The following is a 19,534-nucleotide window of genomic DNA, read 5'->3' on the forward strand; positions in this document are numbered from 1 at the left end:
AGTGCTCGCCTTCTTGTCGCGCGTCCTCGCGACGTAGCTCTCAACCGAGGAAATCCGCGCATCCAGCTTCCCGCTTCCGCATCGGCAGCGGGAAGCGCACGGATCAGCACCACCAGCCGGACCCCTCCGGCGAGACGTTGAAGGTGCCAAGGGGCTAGCGGGCTTTCGACAATGCCTCACTGCGGGATAAGGCGCACACGTTCGATCCCGTATATCGGCCCGCCTTCGGAGGGGATCGTCACGAGGCACAGGTCCGCCTCTCGTTCGTCCGTGCCGAGCGGCGCAGTCAACACGAACCGATTGGGCGACGCCTCCGGATCGGGGATCGGCAAGGTCGCCACGACTGCGCCTTCGCAGCCGCCCGAGCGGATCACCACGCTGCCGTAGCGGGTCGGATTGTAGCGCCAGATCACGGCTTCGCGTTGAGGCTGGCGCAGCGCGTAATGGCGGGCCAAGCGGCCCAACGCGACCTCCACCTTGGCGGCCTGAGCGAGCGGCGCCTTGTGGTACAACCAGCACGTATCGAACAGGTTGACGTTGTACGCAGGCGCGTCCGCGTTGGTGTCGGGATGCAGCGCCACGCGCAGGCGGATGCCCGCGCCCGGGCAGATGTCCAGCCCAGCGCTGTCCCGGGTCATCAGCGCATCGGCAGTCAAGGCGAACTCGCGCGTGGCGGCCAGCGGAGCGCCATCCTTTCCAAAGGGGCGTGCGCGCACCCGATCACCCATCGCCAGGGCCAGCGGCCCCCGGTACGTGGAGGAGCGCACGGTCGGCTCGCTGCCATCGCGCGTGAACCGAATGGTGCCGTGCTTCGCCTGGTTCGCCAGTGTCACCGTCGCCCGGCGCCGGTCGAGCAGGTCAGCCGCCGGACGATCCGGCGTGAAGTCGACGGCAAAGGCGCTGTCCGCTGCGCCCACACCCTGCCGGGAATAGCGCGCCATCTGCGGTTCCAGCCGGCTCAGGAAAGCATTCCAGTTCCGCGCTTCTTTCGACGACCAGGTCAGTTCCGCCAGCGCGTCCAGGCGCGGGAACAGCGCGTGGTCGATCTGGGCCGGCGTCTTGATATACTCCGCCCACAGGTTCGCCTGGGCACCCAGTACATGGTGCGCCCGATCGGGCGAGAGCTTCGCCGGTATGGGATCGTAGCGGTAGACCGTCTCCAGCGATTGCACGGCAAGCCGCCCATGCGGCTCGTCGCCGCGTGCGCTTTGCAGATTGTCGAGGTACATCACCGGTCCCGGCGACAGCACCACGTCATGGCCCAGGCCTGCAGCCGCGACCGCCCCCTCCTCGCCTCGCCAGGACATGACCGTGGCTGAAGCCGGCAGTCCCCCTTCCAGGATTTCGTCCCACCCGATCAGGCGCCGCCCCCGATCCGCCAGGTACCGGCCGAGCCGGTCAACGAACCAGCTTTGCAGCTCCTCCTCGTTCTTCAGGCCCAGTTTCTTCATCTGGGCCTGCGCAACCGGCGATGTCTGCCACTGGTGCTTCAATGCTTCGTCGCCGCCCACGTGAATGTAGGTCGACGGGAACACCTCCAGCACCTCGTCCAGCACGCCGGTGATGAAGGTCCAGGCCTGGTCGTCCGTGCCGAACAGATAGGGATTGATGCCCCATTCCGGCGAAACCACCGGCCGGTCCTTGAACACGCCGGCCTCCGGATAGGAGGCAACGGCCGCCTGCGCATGGCCCGGCATGTCGATCTCCGGCACGATCGTGACACCACGTTCCCTCGCATAGGCGACCAGATCGCGCAGTTCGTCCTGGGTGAAGAACCCGCCGTACCGCTTGCCGTCGTCCGGCCCCCCGGTCGAAGGCCCCTTTCGCCACGCGCCGATCCGCGTCAGTTCGGGAAAGCGCTTGATCTCCATGCGCCAGCCCTGATCGTCGGTGAGGTGAAGCTGCAGCATGTTGAGCTTGTGCTGCGCCATCGTGTCGACGACCTTGCGCACCTGTTCGATGGTGGTGAAGTGCCGGGCGACGTCCAGCATCACGCCCCGCCAGCGAAACCGCGGCCGGTCCTCGATGCGCAGATGCGGCACCGTCACGCCTTTCAGGTCTTGATCGCCGGGCGTCAGAAGCTGGGCCAGGGTCGCTGCCGCATTGCGCAACCCGGCGTCATCCGCGGCTTCCGCTCGCACGCCGGCGCGGGTGACAGACAGGCGATAGCCCTCCTCGGGCATGGAGCCTTTCGCGATGCGCACCAGCCGGATCGCCGCGCGGTTGCCATCCCCCATCACGAGGCGGGGCCCGCCCATCTTTGCAACCAGTTCGGCCAGCCGCGTGCCCGCCGCCGTGGCTACTGGATCGTCGGATGCGACGGCGATCGTGTCACCGGCGGAGATCCGCAGCGTGCCCCGCTGCGTCTCCAGCATGGCCGGTGCGGGGATCAGCGGGACGCTGCGTTGCTGTGCGGCCGCCGGCAGCGCGGCCACTGCCGCGGCGAAAATCATCAGCTTTCGTGTCATGCCCCGCCCCTCAGAAGAACGTCTCGATCCGCTCGATGGCCCGATAATCGTCGTCAACGATGAGAAGCGAACGCCACTTGTCGAAGGTCAGGCACGGGTGCGAGATGTCAAAGCCGATCAGGTCGCCGACGCGCAAAGCATCGTCGGGCGCGATCGAAAGATAGGCATGCTGGTCCATCATGCCGGTTACCGCCCAGTGCCCGGGCACATCTTCCGGCTGCCTGTCACGGCCGGGACGGAAATGGCGGATCGGTATGGGATAGCCCGCATCGAAAGCGACGTCGCGCTTCCCCAGCGCCACCACCGCGCGTGTCGCGTCGGGGATCGACTGAACGCATGCCCATAGCTGCAGGGCAGGCAGCAATCCCTCTCGCATGCTCGCGGCGATGGGGTTGCGCGCGAGGATCGCATCCTGGGACGCACGATAGATGCCGGCATCATGCGTCAGATAGCAACCGGGCCGCAGCACCGCTTCCACCCCGAGCGCCGGATCCAATCGCGCAAACGCATCGGCGACGAGATCGTACCAGGCCGAACCCGCGCCCGACAGGATCGCCGGCGTGCGACCAAAGCGCCCGGCCCGCGCCAGTTCCTCGGTGACCGCGACTGCGCGGATCAGGAACCGGCGGATTTCCTGCTCGTCCGAAAGCACGCCTTCGTACAATTCCACGCCCGCCAATCGAACATGCGGATGCCAGGCGGCGATCGCATCGAGCACCGCGGCCTGGGCGGCCTCGGTACGAACGCCCGTCCGAAACCCGGGCTGGTCTGGCTCGGGGGCAAGTTCCAGCAGCACATCAATGGTCAGCCCGCGATCGCGCATGGCCTGGCCGAGGAGCGCCACTCCGTCCGATGAGTCCACAAGGCAAAAGAACTCGAAGGACGACGCCTCGAGCAGGTCCGCGACCAGGTCGATGTTGGCGCGGCCGACAAGTTGGTTCGCCATCAGCACGCGACCGATACCGTTCGCGGCCGCCACCGCCGCCTGCTGTGCCGTCGCGACGGTGATGCCCCAGGCACCCCGCTCCATCTGCCGGCGGAACAATGCCGGCGCCATCGTGGTCTTGCCGTGCGGCGCCAGCCGGAGCCCGTATCGATCTACAAACCGCTGCATCCAGTCGAGGTTATGCCGCATCGCGGAGCCGATCAGGACAGCGGCCGGCAACGTCACTTCGCCCTGCAACAGTCCCGGGTGGGCGTTTCCTGCCACCGCGTGCGCCTTGTCCAGCGGATCTCCCGCCAGCCCCATGGTTGCGCCCAACGTAACTTCCTTGCCAAAACCCATTGCGGTACACCCAATATATTACCAGTATCGTTGGATGAAAGCGGCTTTGCTATCCTCCGCGAACACGATCATCGCCGGTGGCATCGTCATCGACGGCAGCGGAACACCCGGAAACATCTTGGATGTGGTGGTTCGGGACGGAGTAATCGCCGACATCGTGCCGGCAGGATCGGCGACCGGCGCAGAGCGGGTCGATGCGACGGGGCTCACGCTCGCTCCCGGCTTCATCGATGCACACACGCATGATGACTTGGTCGTGATCGAAGCGCCCGAGATGACGCCGAAGATAAGCCAGGGCGTGACCACGGTGGTTGTGGGGAATTGCGGCATCAGCGCAGGCGCCGGCCTGATGGCGCCCGGCCAATCGCCTCCCGATCCGCTTGCCTTGCTGGGGCCGGCAGATCAGTTCCGGTATCGCCGCTTCGCCGACTGGGCGGATGCCGTCGAGGCAGCGCAGCCGTCGGTCAATGTCGCCGCGCTGGTCGGGCATACGGCGCTGCGCGTCGCGCAGCTCGATCGGCTCGATCGTCCCGCGGCAAAGGCGGAAGTCGCTGCGATGTGCGAGCAGCTTCGGGACGCGATGGCAGCGGGCGCGCTGGGGCTGTCGACGGGGCTGGCCTATCGCAACGCCGCGGCCGCGCCGACGGACGAGGTGCTGGCACTTGCCGAGGTGCTGCGCGAATCCGGGGGTGTGTATGCAACGCACCTGCGGGACGAGACGGCCGGAATACTTGGCGCACTGGACGAGGCATTTGCAATCGGGCGCAGGGCGGAGCAGCCGGTCGTGGTGTCGCACCTGAAATGCGCCGGAGCAAGCAACTACGGCCGCAGCCACGAGGTGCTCGCCTCCCTGGAACGCGCCGCGGACGGGCAGCCGGTCGGCTGCGACTGCTATCCCTACACCGCCAGTTCCTCGACGCTGGACCTGAAGCAGGTCGTACCGGAAACCCCGATCCTGATCACCTGGTCGGAGTCGGAGCCGGAGCAGGCGGGGCGCATGCTGGCCGATATCGCCGTCGATTGGCGCACGGACATCGTGTCGGCAGCACGGCGGCTTCAGCCTGCCGGTGCGGTCTACCACTGCATGGCGGATGCCGATGTCGAACGCATCCTGGCGCACCCGCTGACCATGATCGGGTCGGATGGCCTGCCCGTGGATCCGCTTCCCCACCCACGGCTGTGGGGTGCTTTCCCGAGGGTGCTCGGACACTATGTTCGCGAGCGGCAGCTGTTTCCCCTGGAGACGGCAGTGCGAAAGATGACCGGCCTTGCAGCGGATCGTTTCGGCCTGACCGGGCGTGGGTACATCCGCAAGGGCTATGCCGCGGACCTTGTCCTGTTCGACGCGGCGCAGATCGCCGACCGCGCGACCTTTTCCGATCCGACACGCCCGGCCGCCGGCCTGCGCGGCGTGTGGGTCAACGGAGTCCGCACCCTGTCTGAGGACGGCACGGTGCGCGCACGCGCAGGCCGGATGCTGCGCCGCAATTCCAATCAACAACAGGGAATCCCCGGATGACGGAAGCAAGGCAGTTGAAGCGATACGGCGTCGAAGGCGGCAAAGGGACCGGTGGCCAGCACCTGCCGTTCGCCCGCGCGGTGGAAGCCGACGGCTTCCTCTACGTCTCGGGCCAGACGCCGATGGTGAATGGCGAGGTGGTCGAGGGCGGCATCGTCACCCAGACCCACCAGGCGATCCGCAACGTCCTCGCGATCCTGGAAGAGGCTGGCTATGGTCCCGAGGACGTGGTCCGCTGCGGCGTGTGGCTGGACGATCCGCGCGACTTCATGTCGTTCAACCGCGTCTTCATGGAATATTTCGGCGCCAACCCGCCCGCCCGCGCCTGCGTCGTGTCCAGCATGGTGATCGACTGCAAGGTCGAGGTGGACTGCATCGCCTGGAAGCGGCGGGAAGCGTGATCGCCAGCCCCGGTCCCTGGCTCTCGGGGCCGGGGCTTCTTGGCGCTGCGGGAGCCGCGGTTCTGGTCCTGATCCTGCTGATCGCGTGGGTCCGGTTGAACCCGTTCGTTGCCCTGGTGCTGGTCTCCCTTGTGCTAGGCTTGGTCGTCGGGATCCCGCCCGCAGACGTAGTGGGTGCCTTTGAAAAGGGCGTCGGCAACACGCTTGGTCACATTGCGCTGGTGGTCGGCCTTGGGACAATCCTGGGCAAGATGATGATCGAGTCCGGTGGCGCCGCGGTTATCGCCGACCGGCTGATCGGCGCGTTCGGACCAAGGCGCACCGACTGGGCGATGATGAGCGTCGCGCTGCTGGTCGGCCTGCCCGTCTTCTTCGAAGTCGGCTTTGTGCTGCTGGTGCCGATCGTCCTGTCTGCGGCGCGGCGTACGGGGCTGCCGCTGATCCGTGCGGGGCTGCCGATGGCGGCGGGCCTGTCCGTGGTGCACGCACTCGTTCCCCCGCATCCGGCCGCGCTTTTGGCAGTGACCGCCTACGGCGCGGACATCGGCCTCACCATCCTCTACGCCCTCTTGATCGGCATCCCGAGCGCGATCCTGGCCGGGCCGTTGCTCGCGCGTGTGGTGGCCAAGCATGTCAGCAGCGGCCTGGATACGGAACACGAGCCGGTCTCCTCCGCCCCCACCGCTCGGACCGGACCGCCGCCCGGTTTCGGCATCACGCTGTCGACCTTGCTGCTGCCGGTGGCGCTGATGCTGCTGGGCGCCGCCGCACCGCTGCTCGCGCCCGCAGGATCGGTGCCGTTCACCGCATTGCGGTTCGTGGGCAACTCGGTCGTGGCGCTGCTGATCGCCTCGCTGGTCAGCTTCTGGACGCTGGGTCTGGCCCGCGGATTGAACCGGGAGACGATCCTGCGCTTCTGCAACGAAAGCCTGGCGCCCACCGCGGTCATCACGCTGGTGGTCGGCGGCGGCGCCGGCTTCGGTCGCATCCTGCTCGACGGTGGCGTGTCGGGGGTGCTGATCGATACGGCCAGCTCGTTCCAGGTGCCGCTGCTCCTGCTGGGCTGGTCGGTCGCGGCGCTGCTGCGGATCGCCACCGGTTCGGCCACCGTGGCGATGGCGACCGCCTCCGGTATCGTCGCGCCGCTTGCCCATGCCAGCCCGCATGTCAGTGCCGAGCTGCTGGTGATCGCGACCGGCGCGGGCTCGGTCGTGCTGTCGCACGTCAACGACGGGGGCTTCTGGCTGGTGAAGGAATATTTCGGCCTTTCGGTCGGCGACACGCTGAAGAGCTGGACCGTGTGCGAAACGATCATCTCGATCGCGGCGCTCCTGGGAGCGTGTCTCGCCTCGGCCCTGATCTGAGACACCGCCCTTGGAGGTATGCTTTGGTGCTGTTGACACTAAAGCCAGAGCAGGACATTTTGTAATCAAATAATAAGAAACACGTCCGCGGGAAGATCCAGATTTCAAACGGGGGACTTGCCGTGAAATCCATCTGTTCGCTTCTGCTCTCCACCTCGGCACTGCTTGCACCCGGCATTGCATGCGCCCAGACAACATTCGACCAAAGCCAGACAACACCGGCGCCTGCCGCACCGGCCGTCGCCGCACGGCAGGCAACTGAACCTGAACCGGCCAGCCAGGACGCTCCGACAGCTTCAGTCGAAGAGGCTGCTGCGCCAACCGGCGACATCACGGTTACCGGATCCCGATTGGCTTCAACCGGCTATTCGCAGCCGACCCCGACGACAACCGTCAGCCGGGATGACCTCGACAAACTGGCCCAGCCCAACATCTTTCAGGCGATCCGCCTCCTGCCGGCGTTGCAAGGCAGCTCTGGCCGGCAGACGCGCGGCAACAGCACCAGCAGTGGGCAACAAGGCCTGAGTTCGTTCGCGCTGCGTGGCTTGGGCGAGTTGCGGACGCTGACGTTGCTTGACGGGCAGCGCGTCACGCCAGCCAACTTCATCGGTGTCCCGGACATCAGCCAGTTTCCGCAACTTCTCGTCGAACGCGTGGATGTGGTGACGGGCGGCGCGTCCGCCTCCTATGGCTCGGACGCCGTCGGCGGCGTCGTCAACTTCGTCACCAACAAGCGTTTCGAAGGCATACGCGCCAACCTACAGACCGGCATCACGACCTATGGCGATGACGAGAACGTCACTGCGCAGCTCGCCTGGGGCGGCGGCTCCGCAGACGGCAGGCTGCACGTCCAGGTCAGCGGCGAATACAGCTTCGAAGGGGGAACCCCCGCCGGCGAGTTCGGCGTTTCGGGCGGCGTAAACGGGCGCGACTGGTACAGCGCGCCAGCCTTTCTCGGGCGCACCAATGCAGCCACCGTGGACGGCCTTCCGCGCTATACGCTGATCGAAAACGCACAGCCCTTTCAATACGCGAAGTACGGGCTGATCACGAGCGGGCCGCTTCAAGGAACCGCGTTCGGCGCCAATGGAACGCCCTACCAGTTCCAATATGGATCGGGTGGCCAGCCCCTGGGCAATGGCCAAGTAACGGGCTGCTTCAATCCGTTCTGCGTCGGCGGCGACCTCAGCGCCCAGATCGGGGAGTCCCCCAGCCTTGCCAGCCGGCTCGAACGCTCGGTCGGCTATGGCAGGATCGGCTATGACATTGCCGATGGCGTGGAATTGTTCGCGACGGCAACGCTTGCCCGCGTGCGCTCGCGCAACTTCCCCAATCGCGGCGCTGAGCGGATCGGTCTGACGATCCAGTGCGACAACGCCTTTCTACCGACTTCGATACGTGACGCCTGCGCGGCAAACGGCATCACCAGTTTCCAGTTCGGCACCGTCACCGGTCAGTTCAAGGACCCCATCACGGTGAACACCCGCCGCGATCAGCAGCGGTACGTGCTGGGTGTCGATGGTCGGATGACGATCGCCGGGACCGAGTGGCGCTACAACGCCTATGGTGCGCATGGCGTCAGCACCATCGCGGTGGACGTCAGCAACATCTCGCTCCAGCCCCACTTCAACGCCGCGATCGACGCCATCGCCCAGCCGGACGGTACGATCGTCTGCCGCAGTGCCAGTGCACGGGCTTCGGGCTGCGTGCCCTTCAATCCGTTCGGCGACGTCACCAACAGCGACGCTGCCTACGCCTATGTGATGCCCGAGAATGGCCCGCGCCAGCGTTCACGCCAGGAGCAGAACGTCGTCAACTTCAACCTGACCGGTGAGCCTTTCTCCTCTTGGGCGGGCCCGGTTGCCATCGCGGTCGGCATTGAGGGACGCGAGGAGATCTATCGCACGGTCTCCGATCCCTATGGCAATGGGGTGAGCGCGGAAACGCCCAATTCCGAACTGTATCCGGCCGACCCGCTGCTCAACACCGCGATCGGCAACAACTGGTATGCAGGCAACTACAAGGCGGGGCACGGGCGCTACGGCGTCAAGGAAGCCTATCTGGAAATCAACTTCCCGTTTCTGAAATCCGATGTCCTGGGCGAAGCCAACATCAACGGCGCTTTCCGTCTTACGGACTATACCACCTCGGGCACGGTCGAGGCTTGGAAGCTGGGCGGTGTCTGGAAGACTCCGTTGGATGGCTTGCGCCTCCGCGCGGTGACCTCACGCGACGTGCGCGCGCCGAATTTGAGCGAGTTGTTCGCGGCGCAGATCGTGACCAACTCGACGGTCCTGTACCAGGGCAATGTGATCAACATCCAGAACCGGGTTGCCGGCAACACCGATCTGGATCCGGAAATCGGCCGCAGCACGGAAGTGGGTGTGGTCTATGCCGAGCCGAGCTGGCTGCCTGGCTTTGCCGTCTCCGTCGATTACTACGACATCAAGATCAAGGACGCGATCATCTCGCTTGGCGCGCAGCAGATCGTCGATCTGTGCGAGACCGGCGCGCAGGACCAGTGCGCTGCAACGCTGCTCAACAGCCCGATCCCAGGTGCCAATTATGTCCAGGTGACGGCGTTCAACGCGGCCAGCATCCGGACCAAGGGCCTGGATCTGGAAGCGTCCTATCGCATACCCTTGTCGGGCATCGGCCTGCCGGGCCGGCTCACGGTGCGCGGCCTGGCCACGCGCGTGTTCGAACTGCTGACGACCTCGGACGTCGTCGGTGCGATCCCGATCGACACCGCGGGTGTGAACAGCGGCACGACACCTGACTGGAAGGGTCTGGTGACGCAAAGCTGGGATACCGACGACTTCAACTTCACGCTGACCGAGCGGTTCATCAGCGACGGCGTTTATTCGAACGAATGGATCGAGTGCCAGACCAACTGCCCGGTTTCTACCAACAACAACCCCACCGTGAACGATAACACGATGCCCGGCGCCTTCTATGTGGACGTCGGAGGCAGCTACAACATGACCAGCCAGGTCAGCGCCTATTTCCGGGTGGACAACTTGTTCGACAAGGACCCGGTGGCGGCACCATCGACGGGCGTCAGCCCGGGTGTGAACTCCCTGCTATACGACGTGCTTGGGCGAACCTTCCGCCTGGGCGTCCGCGCAAACTTCTGATGGCCGGCAGCGCCGGCCCTTCAACGGGCCGGCGCTGCCGATCCGATGCCTCGTTCGGCAAGGCCTGCCCACCCGCTCGACTTGGCTCCGCGGCAGAGCGACCAGCATGGATCAGCACCAACGGCCCCACCGACGCGGCCTTGATCGACCGGCAGCTAGGTCCGCCGTGGAGCGGGCGGCCGGTAAAAGGAAGCGGGGAAGCTGCCCTGTCTGCCTCCAGCCGGACTTCGCAGGTCGGCACGAAAGCCCGCATCGGCGCTCAACGGGATCTGCATCCCTTGCGTCTTTTCCAGGATGTCGAACAGCCTGCCGCTGAGCCATTCCGCCAGATCCTCATGTCCAGGCTGGGCGAGCAGATTGTTGTTCTCCTGCGGGTCTGCGGCGAGATCGTAGAGCTCGTCCAGGTCCCAGATGCCGTGGAAGTGCATGTACTTGTATCGATCCTCGCGCAGCGCGTGGACAGTCGGCGTCTGGGGGAAGTTGCGCTCCCAATAATATTCGTAGAGCAGCTCAGCGCGCCACGGAGCCGCAGGGTCGCGCGCCAGCGGCTGCATGTCGGATCCCGCCATGTAGGAGGGCGCCTGCAATCCGGCCGCCGCCAGCAGCGTCGGTGCGATGTCGATGTTCGCCACCACCTGCTCAATCGTGCTGCCGGGCGCAAACAACGAGGGGCAGCGCATCAGCAACGGCACCCGCATCGACTCCTCATAGGCTGCACGCTTGTCGATGAGGCCATGCTCGCCAAACATGAAGCCGTTGTCGCCCATGTAGACGATCAGCGTGTCGTCGAGTTCACCGCGCTGCTCGAGCAGATCCATGATCCGTGCGATGCCCTCGTCGACCGCGAGCAGCGTCTCCATGTAGCGCTTGTAGTAATCCGCGATGTCGAGCGAGCCGTGATAGGCATAATCGACGCCATGCCAGCTGTTGCGCTGGTTCTCGACCCACATGGGCCGGCCAGGCATGCCGGGCTTCATGTTCTCGGGGTAGCGGAACGTCTCCTTGTCATAGCGCCCCTTGTGGCGCTCGGCAGGGATGAACTCCGAATGCACCGCCTTGTGCGCGAGGTGCATCATCCAGGGCTTGTTGCGGTCGCGCTTGCCGATCCAGTCGAGCGCATAGTCGGTCAGTTCGTCGGTGATATAGCCTTTCTGCGGTACCTTGCGGCCGTCGACGTTGAGGCCGTCGGCGCTCGGCAGATAGGTGCCCTGACCCTTGAAGCTCACCCAATGGTCGAAACCGGGCTGCGGCGCGTCGCCCTCGTTACCCATGTGCCACTTGCCGATGAAGGCGGTGTCATAGCCGGCGCGCTGCAGATATTGTGGGTAGAAGATCAGCCCGGGCGGGATCGGGTGGTTGTTGTCCACCACCTTGTGCTGGTGCGCGTAGAGTCCGGTGAGGATCGAGGCGCGCGAGGGCGAGCACAGCGCGGTGGTGACGAACGCGTTGCGGAAGTGCGCGCCCTCGCGGGCCAGCCGGTCGAGCGTCGGCGTGTCGCCAAAAGCCTGCGCCTTCATGAATCCCATGGCGTCGAACCGATGGTCATCGGTGAGCACGAACAGGATGTTCTTGGGCTTGGTGCCGGGGCGGCGCGCCAGCCGAAGGTCTTGCGAGGCGGTGCCCTTCGCGGCCTGAGCACCCGCCGCCCAGGAATAAAGCCCGAAGGCGCCGCCGCTGCCGGCCAGCAGAACGCCGCGCCGATCGACTGTGTCAGCCATGCATGTCTCCGTCAGATGGGCCGGCGCTCTGGCCGGCCGAGGCTGGTCGTTAGAAGTTGAGGCGCACGCCCCCGAACACACGGCGTCCGGCGTCGAGATAATTGGCCGGCAGACCCGTTGTGTATTCCACGATCTCGTCCCGATCGAGCAGGTTCACCGCCTCGAGCACCACAGAGGCTTGCGGCGTGACCTGGAGGCTGATGCTGGCGTCCAGCGTACCGAACGCCCGATTGACGCGTCCCATCGCAGGAGCGGTGGCCGCCGCCGCCAGATAGCTGCTGCGCCATGAGTATGACACGCGCGCGCCGATCGGCCCTTTCTCGTAATAGCCGATCAGATTGTAGTTGTGCTTCGACGCGGCGGTCAGCTGGTTGGGGTCGCTGTTGTCGATGTAAGTGTAGTTGAGGATCGTGCCCAAGCCGTCCAGCGGAGCGGGCAGCCAGGTGAACGCCTGCTGGAAATAGAGCTCGACGCCTTTCAGATCGACACCCGAACCGTTGACCAGATCGCTTACCGTGAAGTCGGTCTGGATCGTGGTCGTGCCGGTCGTGCGAATGTACGAGACCGGCAGCGAGACGATGCTGGTCTCCCGCCGGATCAGGCTTTCCAGGTTCTTGTAGAAGAGCGAGGCACCGACGAGCGAGTCCTGTCCGAAGTAGTACTCGATCGTCGCATCGACGTTGTTCGACCGGAACGGATCCAGATAGGGGTTGTTGCGCGTCACCGTCAGCGCATTGCCGTTTGCGGTGGTTGTGGGGGAGATGTCGCCGAGATTGGGGCGCGAGATCGTCCGCGACGCCGCTAAGCGGAGCTGAAGCTGGTCGGTCGCTTCGAACTTGAGGTTGAGGCTCGGCAGCCAGTCCCAATAGCTGCGCTCGACCCGCAGCGGCTCGGCGGCTGGAACACGAGTCGTGTTGCCGGTTTCGACCTCGACGGTGATGCCGTTGAGGTCGGGGGCTACACCAGCCGTGGTCTGGTTGGTGCGGACGACCCGCAGGCCGAGGTTGCCGGTGAGCCTGCCGAAGGAGAGATCACCGCGGCCGTAAAAGGCCAGGATCTTCTCGTGCACGTCCAGGATGCCGGTCGCATCGTTGGTGTAGGTCCCGGCCGCGATCAGTTCCGCATCGCTCAGCCCCGCCACGAAGGAGCGCGCGTCCGAGCCCAGCCACTGGGTGGGGAAGTCGCCGCCGCCGTCGTAGCTGCCAAGGAACGCCCCGGCACCAGATTGGATGGGGATCATGAACGGGGCGGCACTGAACGATCCGGCGGTCGGCCCGGGCGGCAATCCACCATAGAGCTGCGAGACACCTGCAGCGGAGATCGTCAGCGTCTTGTTGTCCGAATACAGGGCACGATCGGTGTATTTGACCCCGGCGCGCAGCGCGGTCAGCCCCCGCTTACCAAGGTCCCGGCGCACGTCGAGCTTGATGTCGCGCAGCCGATCGGTGGTTAGGCGATCCAACTCGCCGTTGAGGCTGAGCAGTCGGAAGTTATCGGGATCGAGCTTCCTGGTGTCGAAGCCATCGAGATAGGTGATGCTCGGGATGGCATCGCCTGGCTGTGCCACCACTCGCGCCGTGCCGTTGATGCTGTCGGCGATATTGAGCGTGTCGCGGGTCTGGCGCGAGCGTTGCTCCGAACCCTCGATCACCACGGTCCAGCCGCCCGCCTCGAACTTGCCGCCGCCCACGAGCGAACGGATGTAGCCCCGGCGATCCTGGAAACGGCCGCCGTTACGCAGGTCGATGTTGCTGACCGTGAAGTCGGTTGCAGTCTCGACGCCGTCGAGCATTTCCGTGCGCGAAACGAGGACCCCGCTCGCGCCGGCGAAATTCTGCCAATTCTCCTGTCGCACCGCCTCGACGTCGACGCGGGTGTAGAAGCCGTCGACATAGAGTTCGACGGCGTCGCTGGGCCGGAACTGAACGGAGGCGATGCCGCTCAGCCGACGATTGTTCTCGGTGAACATGTCGTGGATGATCAGCCCGGGGATGCGCACGAGCCGGTTCGGCTCGATGACACCATCGCCGTTGAGGTCGTCGCTCCCGCCGCCAAGCGGCACGCCCTGCGCCTCGGTGACGGTGTTCCAGCCGGTTTCGATCTGCTGCGTCTGCGGCCGACGCTGGGTGTAGGATGCGCCCAGGGTCAGGCCGAGCCTGCCGTCGAGAAAGGTATCGGCGAACAATCCCGATAGGCGCGGCGAGAGCTTTCCGGAGTTGCTCTCATGCTCGCCTTGCGCCGACAGCGCCAGCACGCGCTTTCCCAGATCCAGGGCGCGCGGCGTCCGGATGTTGACGGTTCCCGCCAGGCCCCCGTCCTCGAGGTCGGCCGTGGGCGACTTGTACACCTCCAGCGTGCGCACGAACTCCGGCGCCAGCGCGGAGAAGTCGAACGAGCGCGAGACGCTCGCGAACAGGTCGTTGAGCGCGTTGGGCACGGCACGGCCGTTGAGCGTCACGAGCGTGAACGTGTCGGGAAGCCCGCGGATGTTGACGCTGCGCCCCTCTCCACGGGTGCGGTTGATCTGCACGCCGGTGATCCGCTGCACCGACTCCGCCACGTTGACGTCGGGGAAGCGGCCGATGTCCTCGGCACTGATCACGTCGACGATGCTGTCGGCCTCGCGCTTGATCCGCACGGCCTGCTCGATGCCGCTGCGGATACCGGTCACGACGATGTCCTGAGCGTCGCTCCCCTGCGATGCGGCAACCGGCTGGTCGGCCCCGGACGACGGGTCCTCGATCGCGGTCTGCGCCATCGCTGCGCAAGGGACCCCCAACAGCGCCGATGCGACAGCACCGGAAACCCACGTCCATTCACCCGCCATCGTCGCTCCCCACCGTGCGTCTTCTTCTATTCTCCTACTGTAGCGGTGGGAATAACGAGAAAGCTTTGGTTGCGTGCCGGACACCTGCGGTTGTCGACTGGCGAGCCGCCCTGTTGCGGGGCGAGGCGTAACCCACGAGGTACAGCCGGCGGATCGTTGCGGACCCGCCGGCGGATGGCGCTTAGCGCTCGGACGTCCAGCCGAACGCGGACATCATGATGTCGAACAGGTGCGTGTTGGGGAAGAAGCCGCGCACCTTCTCGGCGCCCGGGCCGGACGCGGCGGCGATCACTTCCTCGCCCGTATGGCCGTCCTCGACGCTGATCACGGAATTGGAAGCAATCGTCACCCCGGGCTTCGCGGCCTCCGCCTCGAACTGCGCTTTCAGCGGGGTACCGCGACTGCCGCCGCCCATGCGCAGGCCAAAGCTGTGATCGGCGGTGAACAGGATCAGCGTGTCCTCACCGGCTACCGCGCGGATGCGGCGGATCATGTCGTCCATTTCCACCACATGCCGCAAACCGTCTTCGGGCTTGTCGGTGTGCATGTCCCACTCGACCATCAGAAAATAGCCCTTGGGATTGCGGGCGAGCTGGCGAACCGTCGCCTCCACCGCCGGCAGGGGCGCAAAGTCGGTGTCTCGCAGCACCGCCGCACGGCCCGCATCGGCGACAATCGCCGGATCCTCGCCGAAGCGGTAGCCTGCAGCGGCAAAGGCCTTTTCGGGCGTGGTCTGGCGCGCAGCGAACACGGCCTGCGCGTCTGCGCGCCCCTTGCCGATCAGGATGTCGACGCCGTTGCCGAAGCGCGGGGCCAGCATCTGGCGGAAGATCTCCTCCTTGGTCTTGCGCGAAGCGACATGGGCATAGGTGGCCGCCGGCGTCGCGTCCCAGATCTTCATGTTGGTGACGACGCCGGTCGAGAGCCCGCGCTGTTCGGCATATTCGAGCACCGACTTGACCGGCGTCACGCCGCCGCTGGCGTTCGGGACGGCGGATACCATGGAATTGTTCGTCTTGTGCCCGGTCATGATCGCCGTCATCCCGGCGCCGGAATCCGTCACCCAGCGGTTGAGCGAGGACGTGTCGGACAGGCCGACATCGGGCATCGAGTGGATGAACAGCGATTGCGGCCGGTCGTGCACCAGGATGCCGGCCGCGCTGATCGTCGACACGCCCCCGGCGTCACCCAGGAACAGGATCACATTGCGCGCGCGCGGCGTCGCCTGCTGCGACTGGACCGGCTGGTTCGCCTGCGCCTGCGCCTGCGCCGGCCCGGCGGCGAACAGGCCGGCAAGCAGCCCGGCGAGCGTTGCGCGCACGGCGCGTCCACGACGCGCGGCGATCGGGCGCTGCGGGTTCATCGAAGGGAAGGTGGCCATGAGAGAGCGTCCTCAGCGTTTTCGGAAATGTCAGGAAGATCTGGTACCGGCCTGTCCGCCCCCGCTGCCGCCAGATGGATGCGGGTGGCTGGCCCGTGCGGAGGGGGTGGCGCACTACGCCGTGCGCGCGCGCCGCCCTGCCGTCAGAAGTTCAGGCGCACGCCAGCCAGATAGCGGCGACCAAACACCTCATGCTCGATCTGCCTATCGGTGCTTCCCTGGTACCGGATGCCCGGCTCGTTGGTGAGGTTGTTGGCATCGACGTAGAGCTGGACCTGCTCGCTGATCGAATAGCGCAGCGACACGTCAAGTCGCGCGACGTCCGCCCAATAGGTGTCGCCGATGATGTCGCCCGAGCCGATCGAGTCCAGGTACGCCTTCTGCCACTGGTAGCTGACGCGGGCGGACAGGCCGTAGCGCTCGTAATAACCCGACAGATTGTAGATCAGCGGCGACGAGCCGGGCAGATCGGTGGTGCGGCCGTCCGGGGTCGTTGCCTTGGAGTCGTTCAGCGTCAGGTTCGCCTGCACGCCGAAGCCCAGCGCCCAGTCCGGCAGCCCGAGGCTGCGGCCAAGCCCTTCGAGTGGCTGCGAAAAGGCGAACTCCAGCCCCTGGATATGCCCGCCGCCGCCATTGGCGATCGTCTGATACGCATAGGTCGACCGGTCGATGCCGTTCGAGTTGAAGATGTCGGATCCGAACTGCGTGAGTTCCACGTCGTACAGGATGTCGTCGAGCTTCTTGTAATAGGCGCCCGCAGAGAAAAACCCGCGTGAGGGCATATACCATTCGAAATAGAGGTCGACGCCCTTGGCCCGCTCCGGCTTTGCCTCCGGATTGCCGCCGGAGATCACCTGGTCGGTGTCGTCGTAGGAGAAGTTCGGGCGCAGCTGGTCATAGTCGGGCCGGGCCGCGCCGGTGTTGCCCGACAGGCGCAGCTTCATGTCGTGGTTGATGTCCCAGTTCACATGGATGCTGGGGTAGACCGAGGTGAAGTCGTTGGAGACCCGCGTCGGCACATAGCCTTCGTCGGTGAGCGACAGGGCCGAGCCCGTGTTCTTCACCCGCTCGACGCGCGCGCCGTAGACGATGTTCCCCCAGTCAAAATAGGTGGTGCCCATCGCATAGCCGGCGACCACCTCTTCGCTGACGCGATAGTCGTTCTCCTCGCTGGTGTCCTCCTGAACCTGGGCGGCGCCGGCGGCGACATAGCGGTCGAACAGCGCCGAGCCGAGCGCGCTGGAGAAGTAGTTGAAGCCATAGCCCAGCGGCAGCTCGCCCTTGTACGGCGTGTCGATGCTGATGTCCGCCTGGGTCGGCGCCGTGAGCCCGGCAGCTGCGAGCGTCTCCGGCGTGACCTCGAGCACGGTGCGGCGCGAGGTCTTGGTGCGCTTGTCATACTCTCCACCGAAACGGAACACCGTGTCGGCGCCGAACAGCGACAGGTTGTGATCGATGTCGAGCTTGGCGGTATAGCCGTTGGTGCGGTCCAGCTGGCGCGTGCGCGTCATTGACACGAAATCGAGCTCGGTCGGCGAGATGTAGGGCCGCGCCTCGCCCCGGCTGTAGCTGCCGTCGGGATTGCGGATCGTCTCGTACAGCGTCACGCGCGACAGGTTCGGGTTGGTGAAGTCGTACACCAGGGTCGGACGCTCGGTGAAGTCGCTCGGGCTTGCCCAGGACGAGCCGAACGGCGGCTTGCTGCGCGCGTCCGCCCGCGTGTAGTTCAGGCGCCAGTTGACCTTCCACGTATCCAGGTCATGCTCGCCGCCAAGCGTGTTGGTGAAGATGCTCTGGCGGTTCGAATTGCTGTTCAGCGTGCTCTGGATCTCCGAGCCATAGAGCGTGCCCTGCAGCGGGGTGTTGCCCGTGCGGATGTCGGCATAGCCGGTACGGTCGGTTGCGGTGGTGTTGTCGGTGCGCACCGCGTCCTGGTCCAGGTCGAAAACATTGGCGTTGCGCAGCTCGTCGTCGCGGAACTCGGTGAAAACCGAGTTCAGGAAGATGCGGTTGGCCGCGCTCGGCCGCCACTCCAGCCGCCCGGAAAAGGAGGTGTTGCTGCGAGTCAGCCGGTACAGCTTGTTCTGCGTCTCGGAACGCCAGATCCGCGTCTCACTGCCCTCCTCGCGGTCCTCCGAGGCGAGCTCATAGTCGGTCTCGAAGTTGTCGGTGACCATGTCGCGCTTGTAGCGTGAGGCGCCGAGCAGGATGCCGATGGTATCGTCGGCGAACCGGTCCGAGACAAAGCCGCTGACGTTGTACTGCTCGCCCTGGCCAAGGTCATTGAAGCCATAGCCGCCGTCCAGCGCCATGCGGAAACCCGAATAGTCAAACGGGCTGCGGGTGATGATGTTGATGTTGCCGGCCACCGTCTCGCCCGGCATGTCCGGCGTCACCGCCTTGCGCACCACGGTCTGGCTGGCGATGCCGGACGGGATGGTGTCGAAGCGGGTCTCGCGGCCTTCGGGGCTGATCACGTTCACCCCGTCGAACGACAGGGTCGTCCAGGTCGAAGGCGAGCCGCGCAGGCTGATATAGCGTTCCTGCCCCTGGTCGCGGCCGACGCTCACGCCCGGCAGGCGACTGACGGCGGCAGCGATGTTCTGGTCCGGGAAACGGCCGGCGCTGTCGGCTGCGATCACGTCCACCAGCGAGGTCGAGGCGCGCTTGAGCTGGAGTGCCGCCGCTTCCGATTCCGCGATCGGACGCGAGCCGCTGACGACGATGTCGGCGCCCACCTCCGCAGCGGCTGCAAGCACGACCCGCAGGTCGGTCGCGGCGCCGGAGCGCACCGCCACCGACTGCCGGCTCGTCTCGAACCCGACATAGCTGACGGTGAGCTGCTGATCCCCCGCAGGAACGCGCTGCAACAGGAAGCGGCCATCGGTGTCCGTCACGCCGACGATGTCCAGCCCTTCCACGCGGACCTGCGCGCCGCGCAGCAGATCCCCCGATGGTCCGGTAACGACGCCCGCTACCCGTCCCTCGCCGATCTCACCGGCGGCCTGCGCCCGTGCCGGCGTCGCACCCACGATTGCGCCCGCGGCGGCAAGCGCCGCAAAGGCGACGTTGATGGACAGGCAATGCTTCAGGCGCACGAACCGCTTCATGACAAATACAACCCCTTTGCCGACGAGCCATCGTCAGCGAGAAACCAAACATGTTCTGTGAGACCGCACGCGAGTATTTCCGCTGCGGAAGTCTTCACTCAGGCAAGCCGGGCATCTGGTCTTTGGCCACCTTGGGCTCTTATCTGATGGTTCCCGGAATCCGCGTTGCTTCCGCGCAGCTAGTCGCTGTGGTTGACGATTCTGTGACAACCGGCGCCGGCTGAGGAATTTCGCGACGGACTGCATCGTCCCCGAGCCGCCACGGTAGGATGCGCGCGGAGACCCTGGCCGTGCGAACGCACGGGCGTCTGCTTGGTGCTCTGG

10 protein-coding genes are annotated in these 19,534 nt (G+C 65.8%); 4 read left to right on the forward strand and 6 right to left on the reverse strand.

Annotated elements, in window-relative coordinates; translation table 11 throughout:
- Positions 1-176: 176 nt before the first annotated feature.
- Both LK533_RS10320 and LK533_RS10325 read right to left on the reverse strand, forming a co-directional pair.
- Positions 177-2,468, reverse strand: a complete 2,292-nt coding sequence (locus tag LK533_RS10320; protein WP_229362743.1) for a beta-N-acetylhexosaminidase — start codon at positions 2,466-2,468, stop codon at positions 177-179.
- 10 nt (positions 2,469-2,478) lie between these two features.
- A complete protein-coding gene (locus tag LK533_RS10325) occupies positions 2,479-3,729 on the reverse strand; it encodes an amino acid deaminase (RefSeq protein ID WP_229362744.1) in 1,251 nt (416 codons plus the stop codon).
- Positions 3,730-3,787: 58 nt separating this feature from the next.
- On the opposite strand from LK533_RS10325, the gene LK533_RS10330 reads away from it, so the two are divergent.
- From LK533_RS10330 to LK533_RS10345, 4 genes are all read left to right on the forward strand, one after another.
- Complete coding sequence (locus LK533_RS10330) at positions 3,788-5,272, forward strand: N-acyl-D-amino-acid deacylase family protein (protein ID WP_229362746.1); 1,485 nt, start codon at positions 3,788-3,790, stop codon at positions 5,270-5,272.
- Positions 5,269-5,673: a RidA family protein gene (locus LK533_RS10335; RefSeq protein WP_229362747.1), complete on the forward strand. Its 405-nt coding sequence runs from the start codon at positions 5,269-5,271 to the stop codon at positions 5,671-5,673. Before LK533_RS10330 ends, LK533_RS10335 begins: the two co-directional genes overlap by 4 nt.
- A complete protein-coding gene (locus tag LK533_RS10340; RefSeq protein ID WP_229362749.1) occupies positions 5,670-7,037 on the forward strand; it encodes a gluconate:H+ symporter in 1,368 nt (455 codons plus the stop codon). Before LK533_RS10335 ends, LK533_RS10340 begins: the two co-directional genes overlap by 4 nt.
- 350 nt (positions 7,038-7,387) lie before the next feature.
- Entirely contained in the window at positions 7,388-10,174 is a 2,787-nt protein-coding gene (locus LK533_RS10345) for a TonB-dependent receptor domain-containing protein (RefSeq protein ID WP_229362751.1), read from the forward strand.
- A 155-nt stretch (positions 10,175-10,329) separates the two neighbouring features.
- On the opposite strand, the gene LK533_RS10350 is transcribed toward LK533_RS10345, so the two are convergent.
- The 4 genes from LK533_RS10350 to LK533_RS10365 form a co-directional block, all read right to left on the reverse strand.
- Positions 10,330-11,892 carry a sulfatase gene (locus LK533_RS10350; RefSeq protein WP_229362752.1) on the reverse strand — a complete coding sequence of 521 codons (1,563 nt, stop codon included), beginning with the start codon at positions 11,890-11,892 and terminating at the stop codon, positions 10,330-10,332.
- Between the two features lie 49 nt (positions 11,893-11,941).
- Positions 11,942-14,650 (reverse strand): TonB-dependent receptor, encoded by a 2,709-nt coding sequence (locus LK533_RS10355; protein WP_229362753.1) that lies wholly within the window; start codon positions 14,648-14,650, stop codon positions 11,942-11,944.
- 250 nt (positions 14,651-14,900) lie between these two features.
- On the reverse strand, positions 14,901-16,100 hold the full coding sequence (locus LK533_RS10360; protein ID WP_229362754.1) for an alkaline phosphatase: 1,200 nt from the start codon (positions 16,098-16,100) through the stop codon (positions 14,901-14,903).
- A gap of 143 nt (positions 16,101-16,243) precedes the next feature.
- On the reverse strand, positions 16,244-19,210 hold the full coding sequence (locus tag LK533_RS10365; protein WP_229362756.1) for a TonB-dependent receptor: 2,967 nt from the start codon (positions 19,208-19,210) through the stop codon (positions 16,244-16,246).
- Positions 19,211-19,534 lie beyond the last annotated feature (324 nt).

Source organism: Sphingomonas sp. PL-96, assembly GCF_020707215.1.
In the GTDB taxonomy this organism is placed as follows: domain Bacteria; phylum Pseudomonadota; class Alphaproteobacteria; order Sphingomonadales; family Sphingomonadaceae; genus Sphingomonas.